Source organism: Bradyrhizobium sp. RDI18, assembly GCF_043203335.1.
GTDB classification, from domain to species: domain Bacteria; phylum Pseudomonadota; class Alphaproteobacteria; order Rhizobiales; family Xanthobacteraceae; genus Bradyrhizobium; species Bradyrhizobium retamae.
Genome location: NZ_JBICRN010000008.1, coordinates 5,758,783 through 5,776,972, shown reverse-complemented (window position 1 = coordinate 5,776,972; position 18,190 = coordinate 5,758,783). Strand labels below are relative to the sequence as shown.

At 62.3% G+C, this 18,190-nt stretch carries 9 protein-coding genes and 2 pseudogenes; 4 read left to right on the top strand and 7 right to left on the bottom strand.

Annotated features, from left to right (window positions below; all coding sequences use genetic code 11):
- Window positions 1-31: 31 nt before the first annotated feature.
- On the bottom strand, window positions 32-4,465 hold the full coding sequence (locus ACFXS9_RS36915; RefSeq protein WP_392698047.1) for a VCBS domain-containing protein: 4,434 nt from the start codon (window positions 4,463-4,465) through the stop codon (window positions 32-34).
- Window positions 4,466-5,383: 918 nt separating this feature from the next.
- Here ACFXS9_RS36915 and ACFXS9_RS36910 point away from each other — a divergent pair.
- Window positions 5,384-6,187 carry a transglutaminase-like cysteine peptidase gene (locus tag ACFXS9_RS36910; protein ID WP_392698044.1) on the top strand — a complete coding sequence of 268 codons (804 nt, stop codon included), beginning with the start codon at window positions 5,384-5,386 and terminating at the stop codon, window positions 6,185-6,187.
- 352 nt (window positions 6,188-6,539) lie between these two features.
- Window positions 6,540-8,613: pseudogene (locus ACFXS9_RS36905) on the top strand (PQQ-dependent dehydrogenase, methanol/ethanol family).
- 126 nt (window positions 8,614-8,739) lie between these two features.
- On the opposite strand, the gene ACFXS9_RS36900 reads toward ACFXS9_RS36905, so the two are convergent.
- From ACFXS9_RS36900 to ACFXS9_RS36875, 6 genes and pseudogenes are all read right to left on the bottom strand, one after another.
- Complete coding sequence (locus ACFXS9_RS36900; RefSeq protein ID WP_392698041.1) at window positions 8,740-9,939, bottom strand: ABC transporter substrate-binding protein; 1,200 nt, start codon at window positions 9,937-9,939, stop codon at window positions 8,740-8,742.
- Between the two features lie 90 nt (window positions 9,940-10,029).
- Window positions 10,030-11,869 (bottom strand): annotated as a pseudogene (locus tag ACFXS9_RS36895) (AMP-dependent synthetase/ligase).
- A gap of 149 nt (window positions 11,870-12,018) precedes the next feature.
- On the bottom strand, window positions 12,019-12,798 hold the full coding sequence (locus ACFXS9_RS36890; RefSeq protein ID WP_392698038.1) for an ABC transporter ATP-binding protein: 780 nt from the start codon (window positions 12,796-12,798) through the stop codon (window positions 12,019-12,021).
- A 10-nt stretch (window positions 12,799-12,808) separates the two neighbouring features.
- Window positions 12,809-13,567: an ABC transporter ATP-binding protein gene (locus tag ACFXS9_RS36885; protein ID WP_028351788.1), complete on the bottom strand. Its 759-nt coding sequence runs from the start codon at window positions 13,565-13,567 to the stop codon at window positions 12,809-12,811.
- Window positions 13,564-14,715 carry a branched-chain amino acid ABC transporter permease gene (locus ACFXS9_RS36880; protein ID WP_334365324.1) on the bottom strand — a complete coding sequence of 384 codons (1,152 nt, stop codon included), beginning with the start codon at window positions 14,713-14,715 and terminating at the stop codon, window positions 13,564-13,566. Before ACFXS9_RS36880 ends, ACFXS9_RS36885 begins: the two co-directional genes overlap by 4 nt.
- On the bottom strand, window positions 14,715-15,590 hold the full coding sequence (locus ACFXS9_RS36875; protein ID WP_028351790.1) for a branched-chain amino acid ABC transporter permease: 876 nt from the start codon (window positions 15,588-15,590) through the stop codon (window positions 14,715-14,717). Before ACFXS9_RS36875 ends, ACFXS9_RS36880 begins: the two co-directional genes overlap by 1 nt.
- A 289-nt stretch (window positions 15,591-15,879) precedes the next feature.
- Between ACFXS9_RS36875 and ACFXS9_RS36870 the strand changes: the two genes are divergently transcribed.
- Together ACFXS9_RS36870 and ACFXS9_RS36865 are read left to right on the top strand one after the other, a co-directional pair.
- Window positions 15,880-16,632: an ABC transporter ATP-binding protein gene (locus tag ACFXS9_RS36870; RefSeq protein ID WP_392700206.1), complete on the top strand. Its 753-nt coding sequence runs from the start codon at window positions 15,880-15,882 to the stop codon at window positions 16,630-16,632.
- A complete protein-coding gene (locus ACFXS9_RS36865) occupies window positions 16,629-18,152 on the top strand; it encodes a permease (RefSeq protein ID WP_392698035.1) in 1,524 nt (507 codons plus the stop codon). Before ACFXS9_RS36870 ends, ACFXS9_RS36865 begins: the two co-directional genes overlap by 4 nt.
- Window positions 18,153-18,190 lie beyond the last annotated feature (38 nt).

The following is an 18,190-nucleotide window of genomic DNA, read 5'->3' as shown; positions in this document are numbered from 1 at the left end:
GCGCGGCTCGGGAAGCACCATTCCAGAGGGCTTAGTGCGGCGACACGATGAAGTCGCTCACATTCAGATTGGCCAGGACGACATTCTTGAGGATGACAGTATCGTTGGTGTCGAGTGTGAACCGAACGTCAGTAGAATTTATCTGGTTCAGCGGATTGGCTAGCCAACTACTGACAGTGGACGAGTCCACCGCGGCAAACGCCCGCAGATCGATATGGTCCCGTTCCGGCGCGAAGTCCATGATCGTATCGGTGTTGGGACTGTCTTCCGGCGTGAAGACAAACTGGTCAGCGCCCGCACCACCGGTCAGCGTATCGGCATAGCCGGTCGCAAAAATGACGTCGTTGCCGGACGTGCCGTTCAAGGTGACTTCCGGGCCTGTTCCAGCGTGGTTGAAAATGAAATTGACCGTATCGGCGCCGCCAAAACTATCGGCAACCGTGAGCGTGACCATGTCGGTCTGCGGTTCCGCAGCGTCGTGGACGTAGGCGATACCGCTGTCCAGCATCGCGTTGATTTCCTCAAAATCAAGGCCGCTGCCGTTTGCCGGTGTCACACTAGTTACCGGGCTGGCGCCGGTCGTCGCTGACATCGCAAAGGTGGTGGATCCGGTAGCATCGGCATCCGTGACGTAAAGGCCCGAAAAAGTCGTCGTTTCATCAACGTCCTCTGTGACGACGACATCGGTTCTGATCACGGGCGCATCGTTCGCCCCCTCCACGTTCACCGTCAGCGTCGCAGTGCCGACAGCACCGTGCACGTCGATGGTCTGCACCGCGAAGGTATCGGTATAACTACCTGCCAGCAGCGCATCGATGGCGGCAGCATTGGGCACATAGACGTAGCTGCCGTCGGCATTCACCGCGAGCCAACCGTAGAGGCCGGCGACCGCGGTGTTCACCGCGCTGGATCCGTCGAGCGCAGCATAACTCAGCGAGGCGGTCTCGCCGCTGTCGCGGTCATTGCCATCCAGCGTGCCCGTAAGATCGGCGAAATTGTCATCGGCCGCGGTATCGGTGAGCTTGCCCGCGATTTCCGCAGTCAATGTCGGCGCGTCGTTGGCGCCGATCACATCGACGGTGAGAATGGCGGTGCTGACGGTGCCGTGCACGTCGGCCGTTTGCGCCGTGAACATATCGGTATAGCTACCTTCGTGCAGCGCGTTGAGCGCGGCGGCATTGGGAACGTAGGTGTAGGTGCCGTCGGCATTCACCGTCAGCGAACCGTAGAGGCCGGCGACCGCAGTGTTCACCGCACTGGATCCGTCGAGCACAGCATAACTCAGCGAGGCGGTCTCATCGTGATCGACATCGTGCCCGGTCAACGTCCCCGCGAGACTGCCAAAACTGTCATTCGCCGCGGTGTCGTTGAGCTCGCCCGCTATCTCGGCGTCCAGCGTCGGCACGTCATTGGAGCCGGTGATGGCGACGGTGACCGGCTTGGTGACAACGCCGCCATGATGGTCATTGACCTTGGCGGTGTAGGTCAGCGTCAGCGTTTCGCCATAAGCGAGGAAATCGAACTGGCTGTCGGCCACGTCATAGGACCAACTCACCGAACCGTTGTTGGTGTTGCCGAGGGCCGGTGTCAGCGTCAGGGCGATTCCGATGTCGTCTTGCTGCTGTGCGGTCAGCAGCAGATCGGTCGTGCCATCCGCAGCCGTGTAGGTGTAGCTGGCGTATGACGCGGATACGTCCGGCCGGTCGCTGAGATCGAGATCGGCAAAGGTGATGCTGCCGCCGGCATGGTCCAACACGCCGATGCCGGTGCCGGCCATTTCGGTAAAGGTGCCGTTGGTCGTGGTAACCACCGGCGCATCATTGGCGCCGTTGACGGTAATGGCCACGTCCTTGGTGACGACGCCGCCGTGGTGGTCGTCAACTTCCACCGTGTAGGTGAGCGTGACGGCCTCGCCGTCGGCGAGATAGTCGAAATAATGATCCGGGGCCGAGAACGTCCAGTTCTGGATGCCGGTCAACCCGCCGGGGGAATCGGTCAACGTGCCCAGCAATAGCCAATCGAACTGCGTGTCGTGATCGGCCAGACCGGTCATGATGCCGGATGCGACCACATCGGTAACCGTCACGGTATGCGTGTCGGTCCAGTCGACATCCGTGAATATGATCGCGCCATTGGCGTGATCCGGCGTCGCCGAGCCAGAGGTGTCGTCGATCTCCGAAATTGCTGCGGATTGTGGGCTGCTGGCGATGACGGCCGTATCGTTAGTGCCGGTCACGGTGACGGTGAGCGGCTTGTTGATGATCCCGCCGTGACCGTCATTGACGGTCGCGGTATAGGTCAGCGTCAGGATCTCGCCGTCCGCAAGAAAGTCGAACGCGCTGTCGGGGACGCTGTAGGTCCAGCTCGCCGAACCGTTGTTTGTATTGCCGGCCGCCTGCGCCACCGTCAGCGCGGCATCGACCGCGTCGAGTTGCCCGGCCGTGAGCGTGAGACTGGCGTCGGCCGCGCTCTGATAGGTGTAGGAAGCAAAGGCGGCGCTCGCCACCGGCCGGTCGGTCAGGTCGACGTCAGTGAAGCTGATGGTGCCCGATACCGTATGAAGCGCCGGGGATCCGGTCGGATTCGGCTGGCTGGGGTTCTCCAGCTCGGGGAACGCAGAGTTCGTCACCTCGATGGTCGGAACGTCGTTAGTACCGGAGACGGCGACATCCGCGCCGTCGATCGAGACCGTGATCGACGTCGTGATGACGCCACCATGACCATCATCAACCTGGGCGACGTAGTTGAGCACCAGCGTCTCGCCCTTGGCGATAAAATCGAACTTGCTGTCCTCGACGCTGTAGGTCCACGTTGCCGAGCCGTTATGGCTGTTTCCGGCCGCCTGCACCACTGTCAGCGGCACCAGGACGGTCTGAATTGCTGACCGCTGCTCCGCCGTCAGCGTCGCGGTGACGTCGTTGCCTTGCGCATCATAGTAGCGGAACGGATCGGCGGCCGAGATCGCCGCGCTGACGACGGGACGGTCGGTCAGGTCGACATCGCCGAAGGTAACGGTGCCGGACACGGTATCGATCACCGTATTGCCGGTGCCGATCCGCTCCGTGATCTGGCCGCCGGTCGCGGAGATCGTCGGCTTGTCATTGGTGCCGGTGACGACGATCGTAAACGGCACAAACGTCGTCTCGTTGCTCGGCGCATAATTGTTGTCGACCCGCGCCATGTAGGTCAGCTTCAGCGTCTCGCCGGCGGCAAGGAAGTCGAACGCGCCGTCGGCGATGTTGTAGGTCCAGGTCGCCGTACCGATGTTCTTGCCGTTGGGATCCTGCACCACGGACAGCGGCACTTCGACCGCTTTGATCGCAGCCAGTTGCTGCGCCGTCAGCGTGGCGGTGACGTCGGCGCCCTGCGCGTTCTGATAGACGAAGAAAGAAAACTGCGCACTGACGCTCGGCGTGTCGCCGACGTTGATGTCGATATAGTTGACGACACCCGAGATGCTGTCGAGCGCGGAGCTCGCGGTCACATCGATTCGTTCGGTAACCGCGCCGCCGTGCGCCGCAGCCAGCGGCGGTCCCGGAATATGCACGAGCCTGGGGGGCGGTCCCGGATCCGCGGCGGGAGTAGCCCCGCTCGGGATGTTGAGTAGCTGAAGCGTCACGGGAATGAACTCCCCGCCGGCCAGCTTGATGAACAACGTTTCCGGAACGATCGAATCGGTAAAATTGGTGGTGAGCTTGGTGTTCGGGTTGTTCAGGTCGGTGAACTTCAGCGAGAACACGTCGCTGATGATCTTCTGCGCATCGGGCGATAGCTGCACCGACGATTGGAAGCTGACCGCGCCCTGGCCGCTGACGATCGTCTGCGTGCCGGCCTGGTTGACGGTCGCGATCGGCGTCAGCGTGGTCTTGTCGAACAGAATGTAGGAGCCGGTGGTGCCGTCGGGCTCGACCAGCACCTGGAATTTCGCCGGCGGCGCACCACCCTGGCCCGGCACCTCGAAGTCGATCTCGACCAGCACCGCGGTGCCGCGGATGCCCATGGTCGCGACCGGGGTGTCGACCTTCATGTCGCCTTTCTTGGCGGTGGCGCCGGCGACGAACGAGATCGTGCCCTGCACCAGGCTGAGCAGCGATTTGTTGTCCGACCCGTCGGGGTCGTAGACCATCTCGTTCAGCACCATCCTGGCGTTCGATGCGAGACCGAACACGGTGCCATCGATGAAGGTGATGCCCAGCGTCGAATCGGAGCCGGACTGGACGACGTCGCCTTTATGGACGGTTTCGCCCTGGTTCAGGATGATTGAGACGCCGTTGCGGATCGCGGTCGCATTCCCCGTCAGCTTGGTGACATGCCCGATCACAGGCGGCGCGACGCTGGGACTGCCGTCCGCTTGCGCGAACTGGATGTGCCCGCTCAGCGCGTTGACGATGTCGCCGGTGAGATGGGCGCCATCGGGCGAGGCCAGCGCAGCGCGCTTCTCGCCCTTGAAGTAATCGCGCAGCACGACCTCGCGGTCGACGCTGCTAAGGATCAGGTCGACGCCCGATCGCTTGAAGTCGCCGCTGAAGAGCAGATGGGCATCAGAAACAATTATGGCGTCGGACGGCGCATGTGTCGAAACTTTGTCGACATGGAGCTTGGCGTGGGAAGGAAGATGGCCGTGCGATGACGGCAGAGGCCCTGAGCCAATATCCGCGCCGGAAAAAGGGGGCGAGGTCGCCCGATCCGAATTTGCCGGCGTAGTTCAATGGAACACCAATCTAAATGGTTAAGAAGTATGAAATTTCCCTGCGGGGTTTTCATACCATGCAGGTAGGGAACACAAAAGCACGCACGCTGCGAACACCCTCAATATGGGGTAAGTCTGCAACACGACCGAAAAGGTCCGGAAAAACTGTCGGGCGAGAGTGTGGCGAGGAGAAGGCAGGGTTTACCGCGGGCCGATTGAAAATTAGGCACGGCCTTCTCAAGGCATAAAGATAAGCAGTCACAATACTTTATCTTTGCTGCAGCGCAGAAGCGAGGGAACCGACGGCCGCCCGAAGGGCTGACCGTTTCGCCGATCCACAAGAAGCCGCCATCGCTTCAAGGGATCCGGGACAGGTTGCAGCCGCCCACCGAGGGATTCCGCCGGTAAGGTTAATTCGGGTGACCTGTGACCCTTCTGCAACCGTAAACTTTTGCGCCCTGTCCGCGTCCTGTCTCGGATAGCCGAGCGGCCCTGATGAGCACCGATCTGAGTGGATCGATAAAATCCTCTGCAAACCGGCAAGGCCGCGTTCACGCTCCTTCGCAAACTTCCGATAGGTCTCCCCTCGTTTTAAACGGATCAAAAGCGCCATTGCCCATCCTGCCCGTTCTGAAATGATCCGGGTACGAGCAGGCAGAGCAGGCCCGCCGATGCCCGGACAAGGGGTGTCAGATGGGGTTGGCAGTCTATGCGCGCGCATGGCGTGCGGGCATCGTCGCGTGCGGCTTGGCCTGGTTCGGGCCAGTCGACCTGCGCGCGGAGACGGGCGAGCCATCCGCGCCGGTGGAGATCATCCAGCGGTCGGCCGAGCCGTTCGGGCTTGTCGCATCTGCCCTCTCCAGCGGCGGACTGCACGACAAATGGATCGGCGTGCAGCGCCGGCTCGACGACGAAATGGTGCAGCTTGCGCTCTGCGAAGGCGACCGTGACGGCTGCGCGTCTCCGGCCGCGTTGAAATTCCTCGACATTGCCGACGCCGCCCGCTTGCGCGAAGGCCGGGCGCGGCTCGGCGAAATCAACCGCGCGGTCAATCTCGCCATCCGGCCGATGAGCGATCTCGCTCAGCACGGCCAGATCGACGTCTGGACGCCGCCGCTCGCAACGCTCGCGCGCGGCGGCGGCGACTGCGAGGATTATGCGATTGCGAAATTCATAGCCTTACGCCGTGCCGGCATCGCGCCCGACGACCTCAGGATCGTGGTACTGCACGATACCATCCACGGCGAGGACCACGCGGTGGCTGCCACGCGGCTGGAGGGGCGCTGGCTGACGCTAGATAACCGCCGCATGGCGATGGTCGAGGATGTCGACGTCAGAAACTTTCGGCCGACATTCGTGATCAGTCAGCACGGCGTGATGCGATATGCCGACGCCCCGCTGCTCGCCGACGCCTCGGGCAGTACGCTTGCGGCTCCGCTTGTTGTGAGTTCTCTCGCCGCTCCGCCGACCGGTCATTCGAACCTGCCAATGGAATGACGGCGCGCAATTGTTGCGCGGCGACGGCAGGCAACAATCTGCTTTCCTTACCTGATCTTCCCTGCCTCGCGGCCAATGGTGCGCTGCAGCCGGTATGCCAGCTTGCATTCGTTCGGTGAAAACGCTCGCGCAAAACATGCGAGACAAATTTTCTCTTTTCGTTTCGCGCATCGCGTTGATTGACGCGATCCTTCTCACCGGCATAGCATTCCACCAGATCCGCTAGAGATCACTGGGAGGGAATGAGATGACACGTTTGCCACGCGTTGCTTCCGCTTGCCTTTTTTTTCCTGAAATTGCCGTTGCTTCCCATCGGCCGGCGCGCCTTGCGCAGGCCGTGATCGCAATCGGGCTGGGCCTGACGCTGGGCTGCAGCACAGCCCTTGCGCAGACACCCGCCAAGGGATCGCCCGAGCACATCAAGGCGGTTACTTCGGCGGTCGACGGCGCATCGATCAAGGCCAACACCGCGACCTCGAGCGACTGGCCGACCATCGGCCTCGACTATGCCGAGACGCGCTTTTCCAAGCTCAACCAGATCGACGCCGACAACGTGAAGAAGCTCGGACTGGTGTGGAGCTATCCGCTGGAATCCTCCCGCGGCGTCGAGGCGACGCCGGTCGTTGTCGACGGCGTCATGTATCAGACCGCGTCCTGGAGCGTGGTGCACGCCATCGATGCCCGCACCGGCAAGCGGCTCTGGACGTACGATCCGAAGGTCGATCGCACAAAGGGCTACAAAGGCTGCTGCGACGTGGTCAATCGCGGCGTCGCGCTCTGGAAAGGCAAGGTGTTCGTCGGCGTCTATGACGGGCGGCTGATCGCGCTCGATGCCGTCACCGGCAAAGTGGTCTGGGAAAAGGACACGCTGATCGACAAGGAGCATTCCTACACCATCACCGGCGCGCCGCGCGTGTTCAACGGCAAGGTCGTGATCGGCAATGGCGGCGCGGAATACGGCGCCCGCGGCTACGTCACCGCTTACGACGCCGAAACCGGCAATCAGGCCTGGCGCTGGTTCACGGTGCCGGGCGATCCGTCAAAACCGTTCGAAGATGAATCAATGGAGGCTGCCGCCAAGACCTGGGACCCCGCCGGCAAATACTGGATCAACGGCGGCGGCGGAACGGCGTGGGATACCATCACCTTCGATCCAGACCTCAACCTCGTCTATATCGGCACCGGCAACGGCTCACCGTGGAATCGGGATGTGCGCAGCCCGTCCGGCGGCGACAACCTCTATCTGGCCTCGCTGGTCGCGCTGAACGCCGACACCGGAAAATACGTCTGGCACTACCAGGAGACGCCCGGCGATCACTGGGACTACACCTCCACCCAGCCGATGATCCTCGCCGACCTCACCATCGATGGCACGCCGCGCAAGGTGATCCTGCACGCGCCGAAGAATGGCTTCTTCTTCGTCGTCGACCGCACCAACGGCAAGTTCATCTCGGCCAAGAACTTCGTCGATGTGAACTGGGCGACCGGCTACGACGCCAACGGCCGGCCGATCGAGGTGAAGGAGGCGCGCGGGGAGAACAGTATGACAGCATCCCCGGCCCGTACGGCGCCCATAACTGGCATCCGATGTCGTTCAATCCGCAGACCGGCCTCGTCTATCTGCCGGCGCAGAACATTCCGGTGAATCTCACGCCGGAAACGGCGTTCAAGCATAACGCACAGGAGCCCGGCAAATTCGCTTCCGCGGCGGGCTGGAACCTTGGCTTCATGCTCAACGCGACACCGCCGAAGAGCACGCCATTCGGCCGCCTGCTCGCCTGGGACCCGGTGAAGCAGAAGGAAGCCTGGCGCGCGGAATATGTGGCGCCGTGGAACGGCGGCACGCTCACTACCGCGGGCAACCTCGTTTTCCAGGGCACTGCGGACGGCCGCTTCATCGCCTACAACGCCACGACGGGCGAAAAGCTCTGGGAGACGCCGGTCGGTAGCGGCGTGGTTGCGGCCGCCTCGACCTATCTGATCGACGGCAAGCAGTACGTCTCGATCGCGGTCGGCTGGGGCGGCGTGTTTGGAATTGCCGCCCGCGCCACCGAATTGCAGAGCCCGGGCACCGTCTACACGTTCGCGCTCGACGGCAAGCGCCACTGCCGGCCTTCGTGAAGTACCAGACCGAAGGCCTGCTCGCCGGCGTCAAATACGATCCGAAGGACGTTCCCGAAGGCACTGCGCTCTATGTCACCGCCTGCGCGCAATGCCATGGCGTGCCCGGTGTCGACAAGGGCGGCAATGTCAGGAACCTCGGCTACGTTTCCAAGGAGACCATCGAGAACCTGAAGAATTTTGTGTTCAAGGGTCCGTTCCACGATCAGGGCATGCCCGACTTCACCGGCAAGTTGACCGAAGCCGACGTGGTGAAGATCCAAGCCTTTATCCAAGGCACCGCGGACGCGATAAGGCCGAAGTGACGACGACCGTCATTGCTGTCGGTGTACGGCGATACGGAGACCGCAAGCACAATAAGTAAAGGGCTGCGCGAGATGATCGCGCAGCCCTTTCTTGTTGAAGTCCTGTCGCTAGAGCGAAGCGTCCCCTCAGAACATCAGGCCTTCCTTGACCAGCACCCAGCGGCCGTTCTTGATCTGCTGGACCTGGGTAATCGTGGTGGCGAGATGATCGGTCTTGGAGAACTTGGTCGGCGGCGAGTTGAAGATGTCGCGGAACTGCTCGCCTGACTCAAGCGCGCTCAGCATCTTCTGGCCGGTCAGGTCCTTGCCAGCCTTCTCGGCGTAGAACGCAAAGGTCATCATGGCGTTGTAGCCGATGATCGCCTGGGTGTTGGCATCCGAGCCGAACATCTTCTTGTAGTTGGCGAGCCAGTCCTTGACCTTGCCCTTGGCGGTGTCTTCGTACGGGATTTCGAAGCCGGAAGCCGCGTAGAGGCCTTCGACGGCTTCCTTGCCGAGCGCCGGCACTTCCAGCACGTTGGTCGGCGTGGCGCCGAGGAAGGTGACGTCCCAGCCGAGCTTTTTGGCTTCGCCCATCGCACCGATGGTCTCGCGGATCACGGTGCCGAGCACGACCACATCGCAGCCGTCGGACTTCATCTTGGCGACCTGAGCACTGAAGTCGGAAGCGCCGCGCTTGTAGCTGGTGACAGAAGCCGGCTCCAGCTTCATCGCCTTGACCTGCTGGGTGAAGCCGTCAAGCACGTTCTTTCCGTACTCGTCGTCCTGATGCAGGATGCAGGGCTTCTTGAAGCCCTTGGTCTCGACCATGTATTTGACCGCGGCGCGCGTGCTCTCGACATACGGCAGGAGGTTGTTGAACTTCAGCCTTTCCTGCGGCTTCGCCGGATCGAACTTGAAGGTGAATTCGGCGGCCGTCAGCGGGAAGAGTTGCATAACGCCGGCATCGAACAGGATGTCCTGCGCGGCGAGCACGGTGGGCGAGCCCATCGGGCCGACCATGGCGAAGACCTTGTCGCGCTCGACCATCTTCTGTGAGGCCAGCACGGCGCGCTTCGGATCGTAGCCGCTGTCCTCCACGATCAGCTTGATCTTGCGACCGTGGATGCCGCCTGCGGTATTGATCTCCTCGGCCGCCATCTTCATGCCGTTGGAAACCGGAACACCCCAGTTCTTGATCGGGCCGGACAGGTCCTGATGGGTGCCGATGACGATCTCGCTGGACGAGATGCCTTGATCGGTAACCTTGGTCTGGGCTGCGGCCGGCAATTGGGTAAGCGCAAGGGCGCTCACCGCAAGGCCCAGCACCTTGAACGACTTCGACATTGCAGTCTCCTCTTCCTTGGCCCGTGTTGCGCGAAGGGTGGGCCTTCTCAATCCTTCGCCGTTTTCAAATACTTCGTTCCAAATGTCCGCCTACGCCACCGCCCGTTCGCGATACATGGCGTCGATCTCGGCGGCGTAGCGCTTGTTCACGAAGCTGCGCTTCAGCTTCATGGTCGGCGTCAGTTCCTCGTCCTCGGGAGTCAACTGACGCTCGATGAGGTAGAACTTCTTGATGGTTTCGACGCGCGCGAAGTTGGCGTTGACCGCCTCGATCTCACGCTGGATCAAGTCCTGGATCTCCTGCGCACGGCACAGGCTGGCATAATTGGTGAAGGGAATATTGTGGTCCTGCGCGTATTTCTCGACATTCTCCTGGTCGATCATGACGAGGCAGGTCAAATACGGCCGCTTGTCGCCGATCACCACGGCATCCGAGACGTAGGGCGAGAATTTTAGCTGGTTCTCGATCTCCGATGGCGTGATGTTCTTGCCGCCCGAGGTGATGATGATGTCCTTCATCCGGTCAGTGATCTTGACGAAGCCTTCATTATCGATCGAGCCGACATCGCCGGTGTGCAGCCATCCCTTGGCGTCGATGGTCTCGGCGGTCTTCTCCGGCTGGTTCAGATAGCCCATGAACAGGAAGTCGCCGCGGATCAGGATTTCGCCCTGCGGCGATATCGCAACCTCGCCCCACGGCGCGGCCTTGCCGACCGACCCGAGCTTGATGCGATCGGGCGGCATGATGGTCGCGACGCCGCAATTCTCGGTCTGGCCGTAGACTTCGCGCATGTCGAGGCCGAGCGCGAGATACCAGCGGATCAGGTCCGGCGCGATCGGGGCCGCGCCGGTAAAGGCCAGCCGGCACCGGTCGAGCCCGAGCATGCGGCGGATGTTGCGGAACACCAGCCAATAGGCGGCGCGGTTTGCCAGCCGCAAGGACAGTGGCGGCGTATCGCCCTGCAGCTTGTACTCGGTCATCCGATTGCCGATGGCGAGCGCGTTGCGGTACATCCAGTTCTGGAACGTGGTCGCATCCTTCAGCGCGATCGTGATTCCGGAATAGAACTTTTTCCCAAATTCTCGGCACCGCGAGGAAGGCGGTCGGCTGCACCTCGCGCAGATTATCCGGCACGGTCTCCGGGCTCTCGGCGAAATTCATCACCGATCCCAGCGCCAGCGAGACGTAATAGCCGCCGATCCGCTCGGCGACGTGGCAGAGCGGCAGGAACACCAGCCGTTCCTCGTGGTCGGTCGACGGAAACAGGTCATTGGCGTGGCGCATCTGGTGCGTCACGCTGCGGTTGGAATGCATGGCGCCCTTGGGTGGGCCGGTGGTGCCCGAGGTGTAGACCAGGATGGCGAGATCGCCTGCGCTGCGGCTTCCGATCATCTCGTCCCACAGCCCCTCGTTGCCCTGCGCGTGGTTGCGACCGAGCGCCATGAACTCGGCCAGCGACAACACCATCGGGTCGGTAAAGCCGGTCAGGCCTTCCATGTCGAACACGATGATCTTCTGCAGCGTCGGGCAACGCGAACGGCAGGCAAGTATCTTGTCGAGCTGTTCCTCGTCCTCGGCGAAGATCACCTTGGTCGAAGAATCGTTGATCAAATATTCAACCTGCGACGAGGAGTCGGTCGGGTAGATGCCGGATGAAACGCCGCCGGCGCAGAGGATGCCCATGTCGGCATAGACCCATTCCGGCACGGCGTTGGCGATGATCGAGGCGACATCCCCGGGCCGGAACCCGCTGGCATGCAGACCATAGGCCACGTCCTTGGATATCTGCAGCCATTCGCGCCAACTGGTCGCCTGCCAGATGCCGAACTTCTTTTCGCGGATCGCCGGCCGGTCGCCGCGTGTTTCCACGGACAGCAAGAAGCTCTTCGCGATCGTGTCGGCGACCGTCAGCACTGCCGGTCTGGCCATGCGCATCTCCTCCTCTGTCGCCTGCCTCCGGTGCCGGTGTTCGAACCGGTCTTGGTTTTCGAAGCAGGGCTCGAATTTAGCTCTAACTCGTTCTTAACGCCATGCTTTTGACTGCGACGGTTAACGCCAACTCTTCAGCGCCTAGTCTTCTAACGCCATGTCTTCTTCTTCTTCCAGCGCCGTTCGCCGCGGGCGCCCTCTTCCTTGGCGCCGAGATAGAATTCCTGGATGTCCTTTGAACTCATCAGCCGCTCGCAGGTGTCGTTCATCACGACCCGGCCGATTTCCAGCACGTAGCCGTAATGCGCGGTCTCCAGCGCCACCTTGGCGTTCTGCTCGACCAGCAGGATCGACATGCCCTGCTCCTCGTTGACGCGCTTGATGATGGTGAAGATCTCTTTCACCAGGATCGGCGACAGGCCGAGCGAGGGCTCGTCCAAAAGTAGCAGGGTCGGCCGGTTCATCAGCGCCCGCCCGATCGCCAGCATCTGCTGCTCGCCGCCGGAAAGCTGCCCGGCCGGCTGGTTGATGCGTTCCCTCAGCCGCGGGAAATAGCCGTAGACGCGCTCGAGATCCTCGGCGACGCCGGCCCGATCCTTGCGCGGGTAGGCGCCCATCATCAGATTTTCGCGTACCGAGAGGAACGGAAACACCTCGCGCCCCTCCGGCACGTGGCTCAAGCCCAGCCGGACGATCTTGTCGGCTTCCATGCGCTGGATCGGCTTGCCCAGAAACTCGATCGAGCCTTTTTGCGGATCGAGAATGCCGGAGATGGTCTTGAGCACCGTGGTCTTGCCGGCGCCGTTGGCGCCGAGCAAGGTAACGATGCGGCCGCGCGGCACCTCCAGGCTGATGCCGCGGATGGCCATGATCGGCCCGTAATAGCTCTCGATATTACTGAGCTTGAGGATGATGTCGGAAGCGCTCATGGCATCATCCTCATGCGCCGAGATAGGCAGCGACGACGTCGGGATGGCGCTGCACCTCGGACGGCGAGCCCATCGCGAGCACGCGGCCGTAGTTGAGCGCAATCACACGGTCGGAGACGCGGTTGACCAGCGTCATGTCGTGCTCGACCATCAAGACGGTGATGCCAAGCTCGGTCTTCATGTCGCGGATCCAGAACGACATGTCCTCGGTCTCCTCGACATTGAGCCCGGAGGACGGCTCGTCCAAGAGGATCAGCTTCGGCTCGGAACACAGCGCGCGCGCCAGCTCGATCACCTTGCGGACGCCGTAAGGCAGCCCCGAGATCAGCTTATCGCGATAGGCTTCGAGATCGAGGAATTCGATCACCTGCTCGACGCGGCGGCGATGCATCTTTTCGCCGGCGCGCACGCTCGGCAGGAACAACAACTCCTGCCAGAGCCGCGTGGTGGAGTGGCGGTGCCGGCCGACCAATAGATTGCTCAGCATGGTCGCATTCTCGAACAATTCGATGTTCTGAAACGTGCGGGCGATGCCGAGGCCAGCGATATCGTAGGCCGGCTGATTGGTAATATCCTGGTCCTCGAAGAAGATCCTGCCCGAGGTCGGTGGATAAATCCGCGAGATCAGGTTGAAGATTGAACTCTTGCCGGCGCCGTTCGGCCCGATGATCGAGAGTATCTCGCCCTTCTCCACAGCGAAGCTGACGGAATCGACTGCTTTGAGGCCGCCGAAATGCAGAGAGAGATTTTCGGCACGGAAATAGCTCATCGGTTCCGCTCCGATTTCACGTAGATCTTCTGGCGTTTGAAGGTAGCGCGCTTGTAGAGCGGGAAGAGCTGGAAGAAGAGTTTTATCTTCAGCCAGCGGCCGTAGAGACCGAGCGGCTCGAACAGCACGAACAGCACGATGATCACCCCGTAGATGGCGCCCTTCAAGCCATTGGCGGACGCAATGGCGGCGACATTGTCGTGAATTTTGCCCGCCGCAATGCTGTCGGTGCCAAAGGTCGCTGCGATGCCGGCGATGATGCCGGGCAGGTCGTCCTTCAGGTACGTCAGGAACGGATCGATCATGACCAGAAAGATTGCACCTAACACCGCGCCGTGCAGGCTGAAGGCGCCGCCGATCAGGATCACGATGATGAACTCGATCGAGAGCTGCAGCGTGAACATTTCCGGCGAGATGAAGGAGAGCTTGTGCGCAAACAGCACGCCGGCGAGGCCTGTGATCGCCGCGCTGATCGCAAACGACTTCACCTTGTAGAGCGACACGTTGACGCCCATGCTGCGCGCCGCGGTTTCGCTGTCGCGGATCGCGACGAAGGCGCGTCCTGTCGGCGAGCGCAGCAGATTGAGCGTGCCGACGATGGTGAGGATCAGTACGGCAAGACAGAGATAGTAGAAGGTCGGGCCGTTTTGCGGCACCGCCTGCCCGAACAGGCTCAGCGTCTTGACCCGCATGCCCTCGTTGCCGTGGGTTACGCTTTCCCAACGCGCCAGCACCTCTTCAACGATGAAGGCGAATGAAATTGTCGCGATGACAAGATAAATGCCCGTCAGCCGCAGCGCCGGGAATCCGACCAGCGCGCCGACCACGCCGGTCAACAGGCCGCCGGCCAGGAAATAGACCGGAAACGGCACGTTGAACTGCTGCAGATAGGCCGCCGTGTAAGCGCCGATCGCCAGAAAGGCGGCGTGCCCGAGTGAGGCCTGCCCGGTGAAGCCGGTGAGAATCATCAGTCCCACGCCGACCGTTGCATAGATGCAGACGAACACCAGTTGGCTGACGAGGTAGCTGGAAAGCACGAACGGCGCGATCAGCAGAAACGCCAGCAGGATACCGTAGGAGACGACGTAGCCGCTGTGCGGAAACAGTTTGATGTCGTCTTCGTAATCCGTCTTGAAGAGAAAACGCATTAGACCTTCTTCCGCATGTGAACACCGAACAGGCCTTCGGGCTTGAGCAGCAGCACCACCAGAAGGACGATGTAGGGCGCAACGTCCTTCCAGCCCTGCGGCAGGTAGAAGCCGGCCATGCTCTCGATCACGCCGATCAGCACGCCTCCGACCACGGCACCCGGAATCGAACCGAAGCCGCCGAGCACGGCGGCGGGAAATGCTTTCAGACCCAGCACCAGTCCGACATTGGAGTGAATGAAGGTGATCGGCGCCAGCAGCACGCCAGCGGCCGTCGCGACCGCCGCAGCGATCGCCCACACGATCGAGACCACGCGCTTGACCGGAATGCCCATGTAGTAGGCAGCGAGCATGTTCTCCGAACTGGCGCGCATCGCGGTGCCGAGCGTGGTACGGTTAAAGAATAGGTACAACAGCGCGCAGAGGATGATGGTGGCGGCGATCACCGACAGCTTGTCGTATGCCAGCACCAGCGAGCCGATTCGCAGCACACCGTCGCTGAACGGCGTCTCGATCTTGAAATCGTCGGTGCCCCAGATCATGCCGACGACGGAGCGCAGGAAATATCCGAGCCCGATCGTCGCCATGATGATGGAAAACTGCGGATAACCGAGAATCGGGCGCACGACGACGCGTTCGGCCAGCATGCCGAACAGGGCCATGGCGATAACGGCACCGGCGAATCCGAGCCAGTAATTAAGACCGAGCATGCCGATGAATGTGAAGGCGAAGAATCCGCCCAGCATCATCAAATCGCCCTGGGCGAAATTGACGACCTCGGTTGCCTTGTAGATGAGCACAAAACCGAGCGCGATCAGGCCATAGACGCAGCCGAGCGCGATGCCACTCACGAGCTGCTGAACGAAGTCCAGCATCATTTCCCTCCCCGACGCCGGACGATTCTGTCGATCGCCTCTTTCGCATCTTGTGTCTACACGCTGCCGGGCATCCACGATGCCTGCAGCCGCATATGTCCCGTTGCATTGAGCCCAAAGCGCCGACCGCTGTCAACAAAGCGCTGCGAGCAGCGCCGTTAACAATTGCGGAGAAATGCCGCAGCCCCGGGAAGTTGCGGGGATCGGCGCGATTTGGTCCACCAGATTCACCGCGCCGAAAGCTCTTCGGTTCATGGTCCGCGGCGAACAACTGGATCGCTCCGAAATCATGAAGGCGGATGTATCGGCGCTCGAGGTGCGAGGGTTAACGAAGCGTTTTGACCGCCCGGCGGTCGATGCGCTCGACCTCACCGTTCGCACTGGCGAGTTCTATGCCCTGCTCGGCCCCAACGGCGCGGGCAAGACCACGACCTTGCGCATGGTCGCCGGTCTGCTCAAGCCCGACGCCGGCTCTGTATCCATATTGGGCATCGATGCCCTTGCCGATCCCGTCGCCGCCAAGCAGACCATGGCCTGGGTTTCCGACGAGCCCATGATCTACGACAAGCTGAAGCCGCTGGAATATCTCGAATTCGTCGCCGGCCTGTGGGGCATCGATCCCGCAACTTCCGAAACTTCCGCTCACCAGCTTCTGGCGTCGCTCGGACTGGAGCCGCATCTGCACGAACGCTGCGAGGGATTTTCCAAGGGCATGCGGCAGAAGGTGGCGCTTGCCGGCGCGCTGGTTCACGATCCCCAGCTGATCATCCTGGACGAGCCGTTGACCGGGCTCGACGCGCTGTCGGCGCGTCACGTCAAAGGATTGCTGCAGGAGCGCGTCCGCTCCGGCTGCACCGTGATCATGACGACGCATATTCTCGAAGTGGCCGAGCGGATGGCCGATCGGATCGGCGTCATCGCCGCGGGACGGCTGGTGGCCGAGGGTACGCTCAGTGAGCTGCGCCAGCAGAACGGCCGCGGCGACACCAGCCTCGAAGACATGTTCATCGCGCTCGTCGACGCCGGGGCGGCAGCCGCATGAGTTCGGCCGCGGCGCTCACCTGGTTTGCCCGGCACGAAATCCGGCTGGCCTGGCGCGAATGGCTGGCGATGATGACCGGCAGCCGGGGAAAACGAAAACGCGCGATCATCGCCCTGGTCGTGTTCGCCGCCATCATGCACCTGCCGGCCTATGCGGTGATCGGCCGCTTTGCGGATTTGCAGGCGCCGCTAGGCAAGCCCGAACTGATCGTCATCACTGCGACCATCTTTCTCGCCTGGGCCTTGATGCTGTCGCAGGCGATCGAATCCGTGACGCGGGTGTTTTACGCCCGCGCCGATCTCGACCTCCTGATGTCGTCACCGGCGAACCTCGCCAACGTGTTCTCGGTGCGGATCGCGGCGATCGCGCTATCCGTCATCGGAATGGCGCTGCTGCTGTCGACGCCCTTTGTCGACGTTCTCGTGATCGGCGGCGGCGCGCGCTGGCTCTCGGCGTTCGGCGTCGTCGTCGCCATCGGCCTTTCGGCCGCAGCGGTAGCGATCGCGATCACCGTGCTGCTGTTCAGGCTGATCGGCCCGAGCCGCACTCGCCTCGTCGCACAGATCGTGGCCGCCGTCATCGGCGCCGGCTTCGTCATCGCGCTCCAGGTCGCGGCGATTCTTTCCTATGGCACGTTGTCTCGCTTCGCCGTGCTGACCTCCGATGCCGCTTCAGCCTATGCGCCTGATCTCGACAGTCCGCTGTGGTGGCCGGCACGCGCGGCGATCGGCGACGGCGTTGTGCTGCCATGGCTCATGGCCGGCGGGCTTCTGCTGCTCGGCGTCGTGATGGCGGTCTTTTCGCCGCGATTTGCCGATACCGTCGTCCGTGTCGCCGCTACCACGCGCGCTGTCCGTCGCGGGCCGCGCGCCACGGCATTTCGCGGCGGCTCGCGGCAACGGGCGCTACGCACCAAGGAGTTCGTGCTGCTGCGGCGCGACCCGTGGCTGCTGTCGCAAAGCCTGATGCAACTGCTTTATCTGGTGCCGCCGGCCCTGATGCTGTGGCGAAGCTTTTCCGATAGCTCTGACGCGATCGTGCTGATCACGCCCGTGATCGTGATGGCGGCGGGCCAGCTTGCCGGCGGCCTCGCCTGGCTGACGATATCAGGAGAAGATGCCGCCGACCTGGTCGCAACCGCACCGCTGCCGCCCTCGCGCGTGATCCGCGCCAAGGTCGAAGTGGTGCTGATCTCAATCGGCGCCATCTTCACGCCGCTGATCGCAGCCCTTGCGTTTGCCTCCTTGACGCAGACGATCGTCACCGCGGTCGGCGTCATTATCGCGACCGTCTCCGCCGCTGCGATCCAGCTCTGGTTCCGCGTGCAGGCAAAACGCACCCAGTTCCGCCGCCGCCAGACCTCGTCGCGCGTGGCGACCTTCGCGGAAGCCTTCTGCTCGATCGGCTGGGCCGCGACGTCAGCCCTCGCCGTCACGATCCCGGTTGCCGCCGTGATCAGCGGCGCGCTGACCGCGGCGATCCTGGCTGCGACGTGGAAGATCAGCCCGCGGCGGGGGTGAGCGGACAACGTCGGTCGTTTGTGGATCACGTCGCCCCA

Bases quoted from the DNA above. Each gene is read 5' to 3' on its own strand.
- ACFXS9_RS36910 (WP_392698044.1), top strand. From the start codon at position 5,384: ATGGGGTTGGCAGTCTATGCGCGCGCATGGCGTGCGGGCATCGTCGCG.
- ACFXS9_RS36900 (WP_392698041.1), bottom strand. From the start codon at position 9,939: ATGTCGAAGTCGTTCAAGGTGCTGGGCCTTGCGGTGAGCGCCCTTGCG.
- ACFXS9_RS36890 (WP_392698038.1), bottom strand. From the start codon at position 12,798: ATGAGCGCTTCCGACATCATCCTCAAGCTCAGTAATATCGAGAGCTAT.
- ACFXS9_RS36885 (WP_028351788.1), bottom strand. From the start codon at position 13,567: ATGAGCTATTTCCGTGCCGAAAATCTCTCTCTGCATTTCGGCGGCCTC.
- ACFXS9_RS36880 (WP_334365324.1), bottom strand. From the start codon at position 14,715: ATGCGTTTTCTCTTCAAGACGGATTACGAAGACGACATCAAACTGTTT.
- ACFXS9_RS36875 (WP_028351790.1), bottom strand. From the start codon at position 15,590: ATGCTGGACTTCGTTCAGCAGCTCGTGAGTGGCATCGCGCTCGGCTGC.
- ACFXS9_RS36870 (WP_392700206.1), top strand. From the start codon at position 15,880: ATGAAGGCGGATGTATCGGCGCTCGAGGTGCGAGGGTTAACGAAGCGT.
- ACFXS9_RS36865 (WP_392698035.1), top strand. From the start codon at position 16,629: ATGAGTTCGGCCGCGGCGCTCACCTGGTTTGCCCGGCACGAAATCCGG.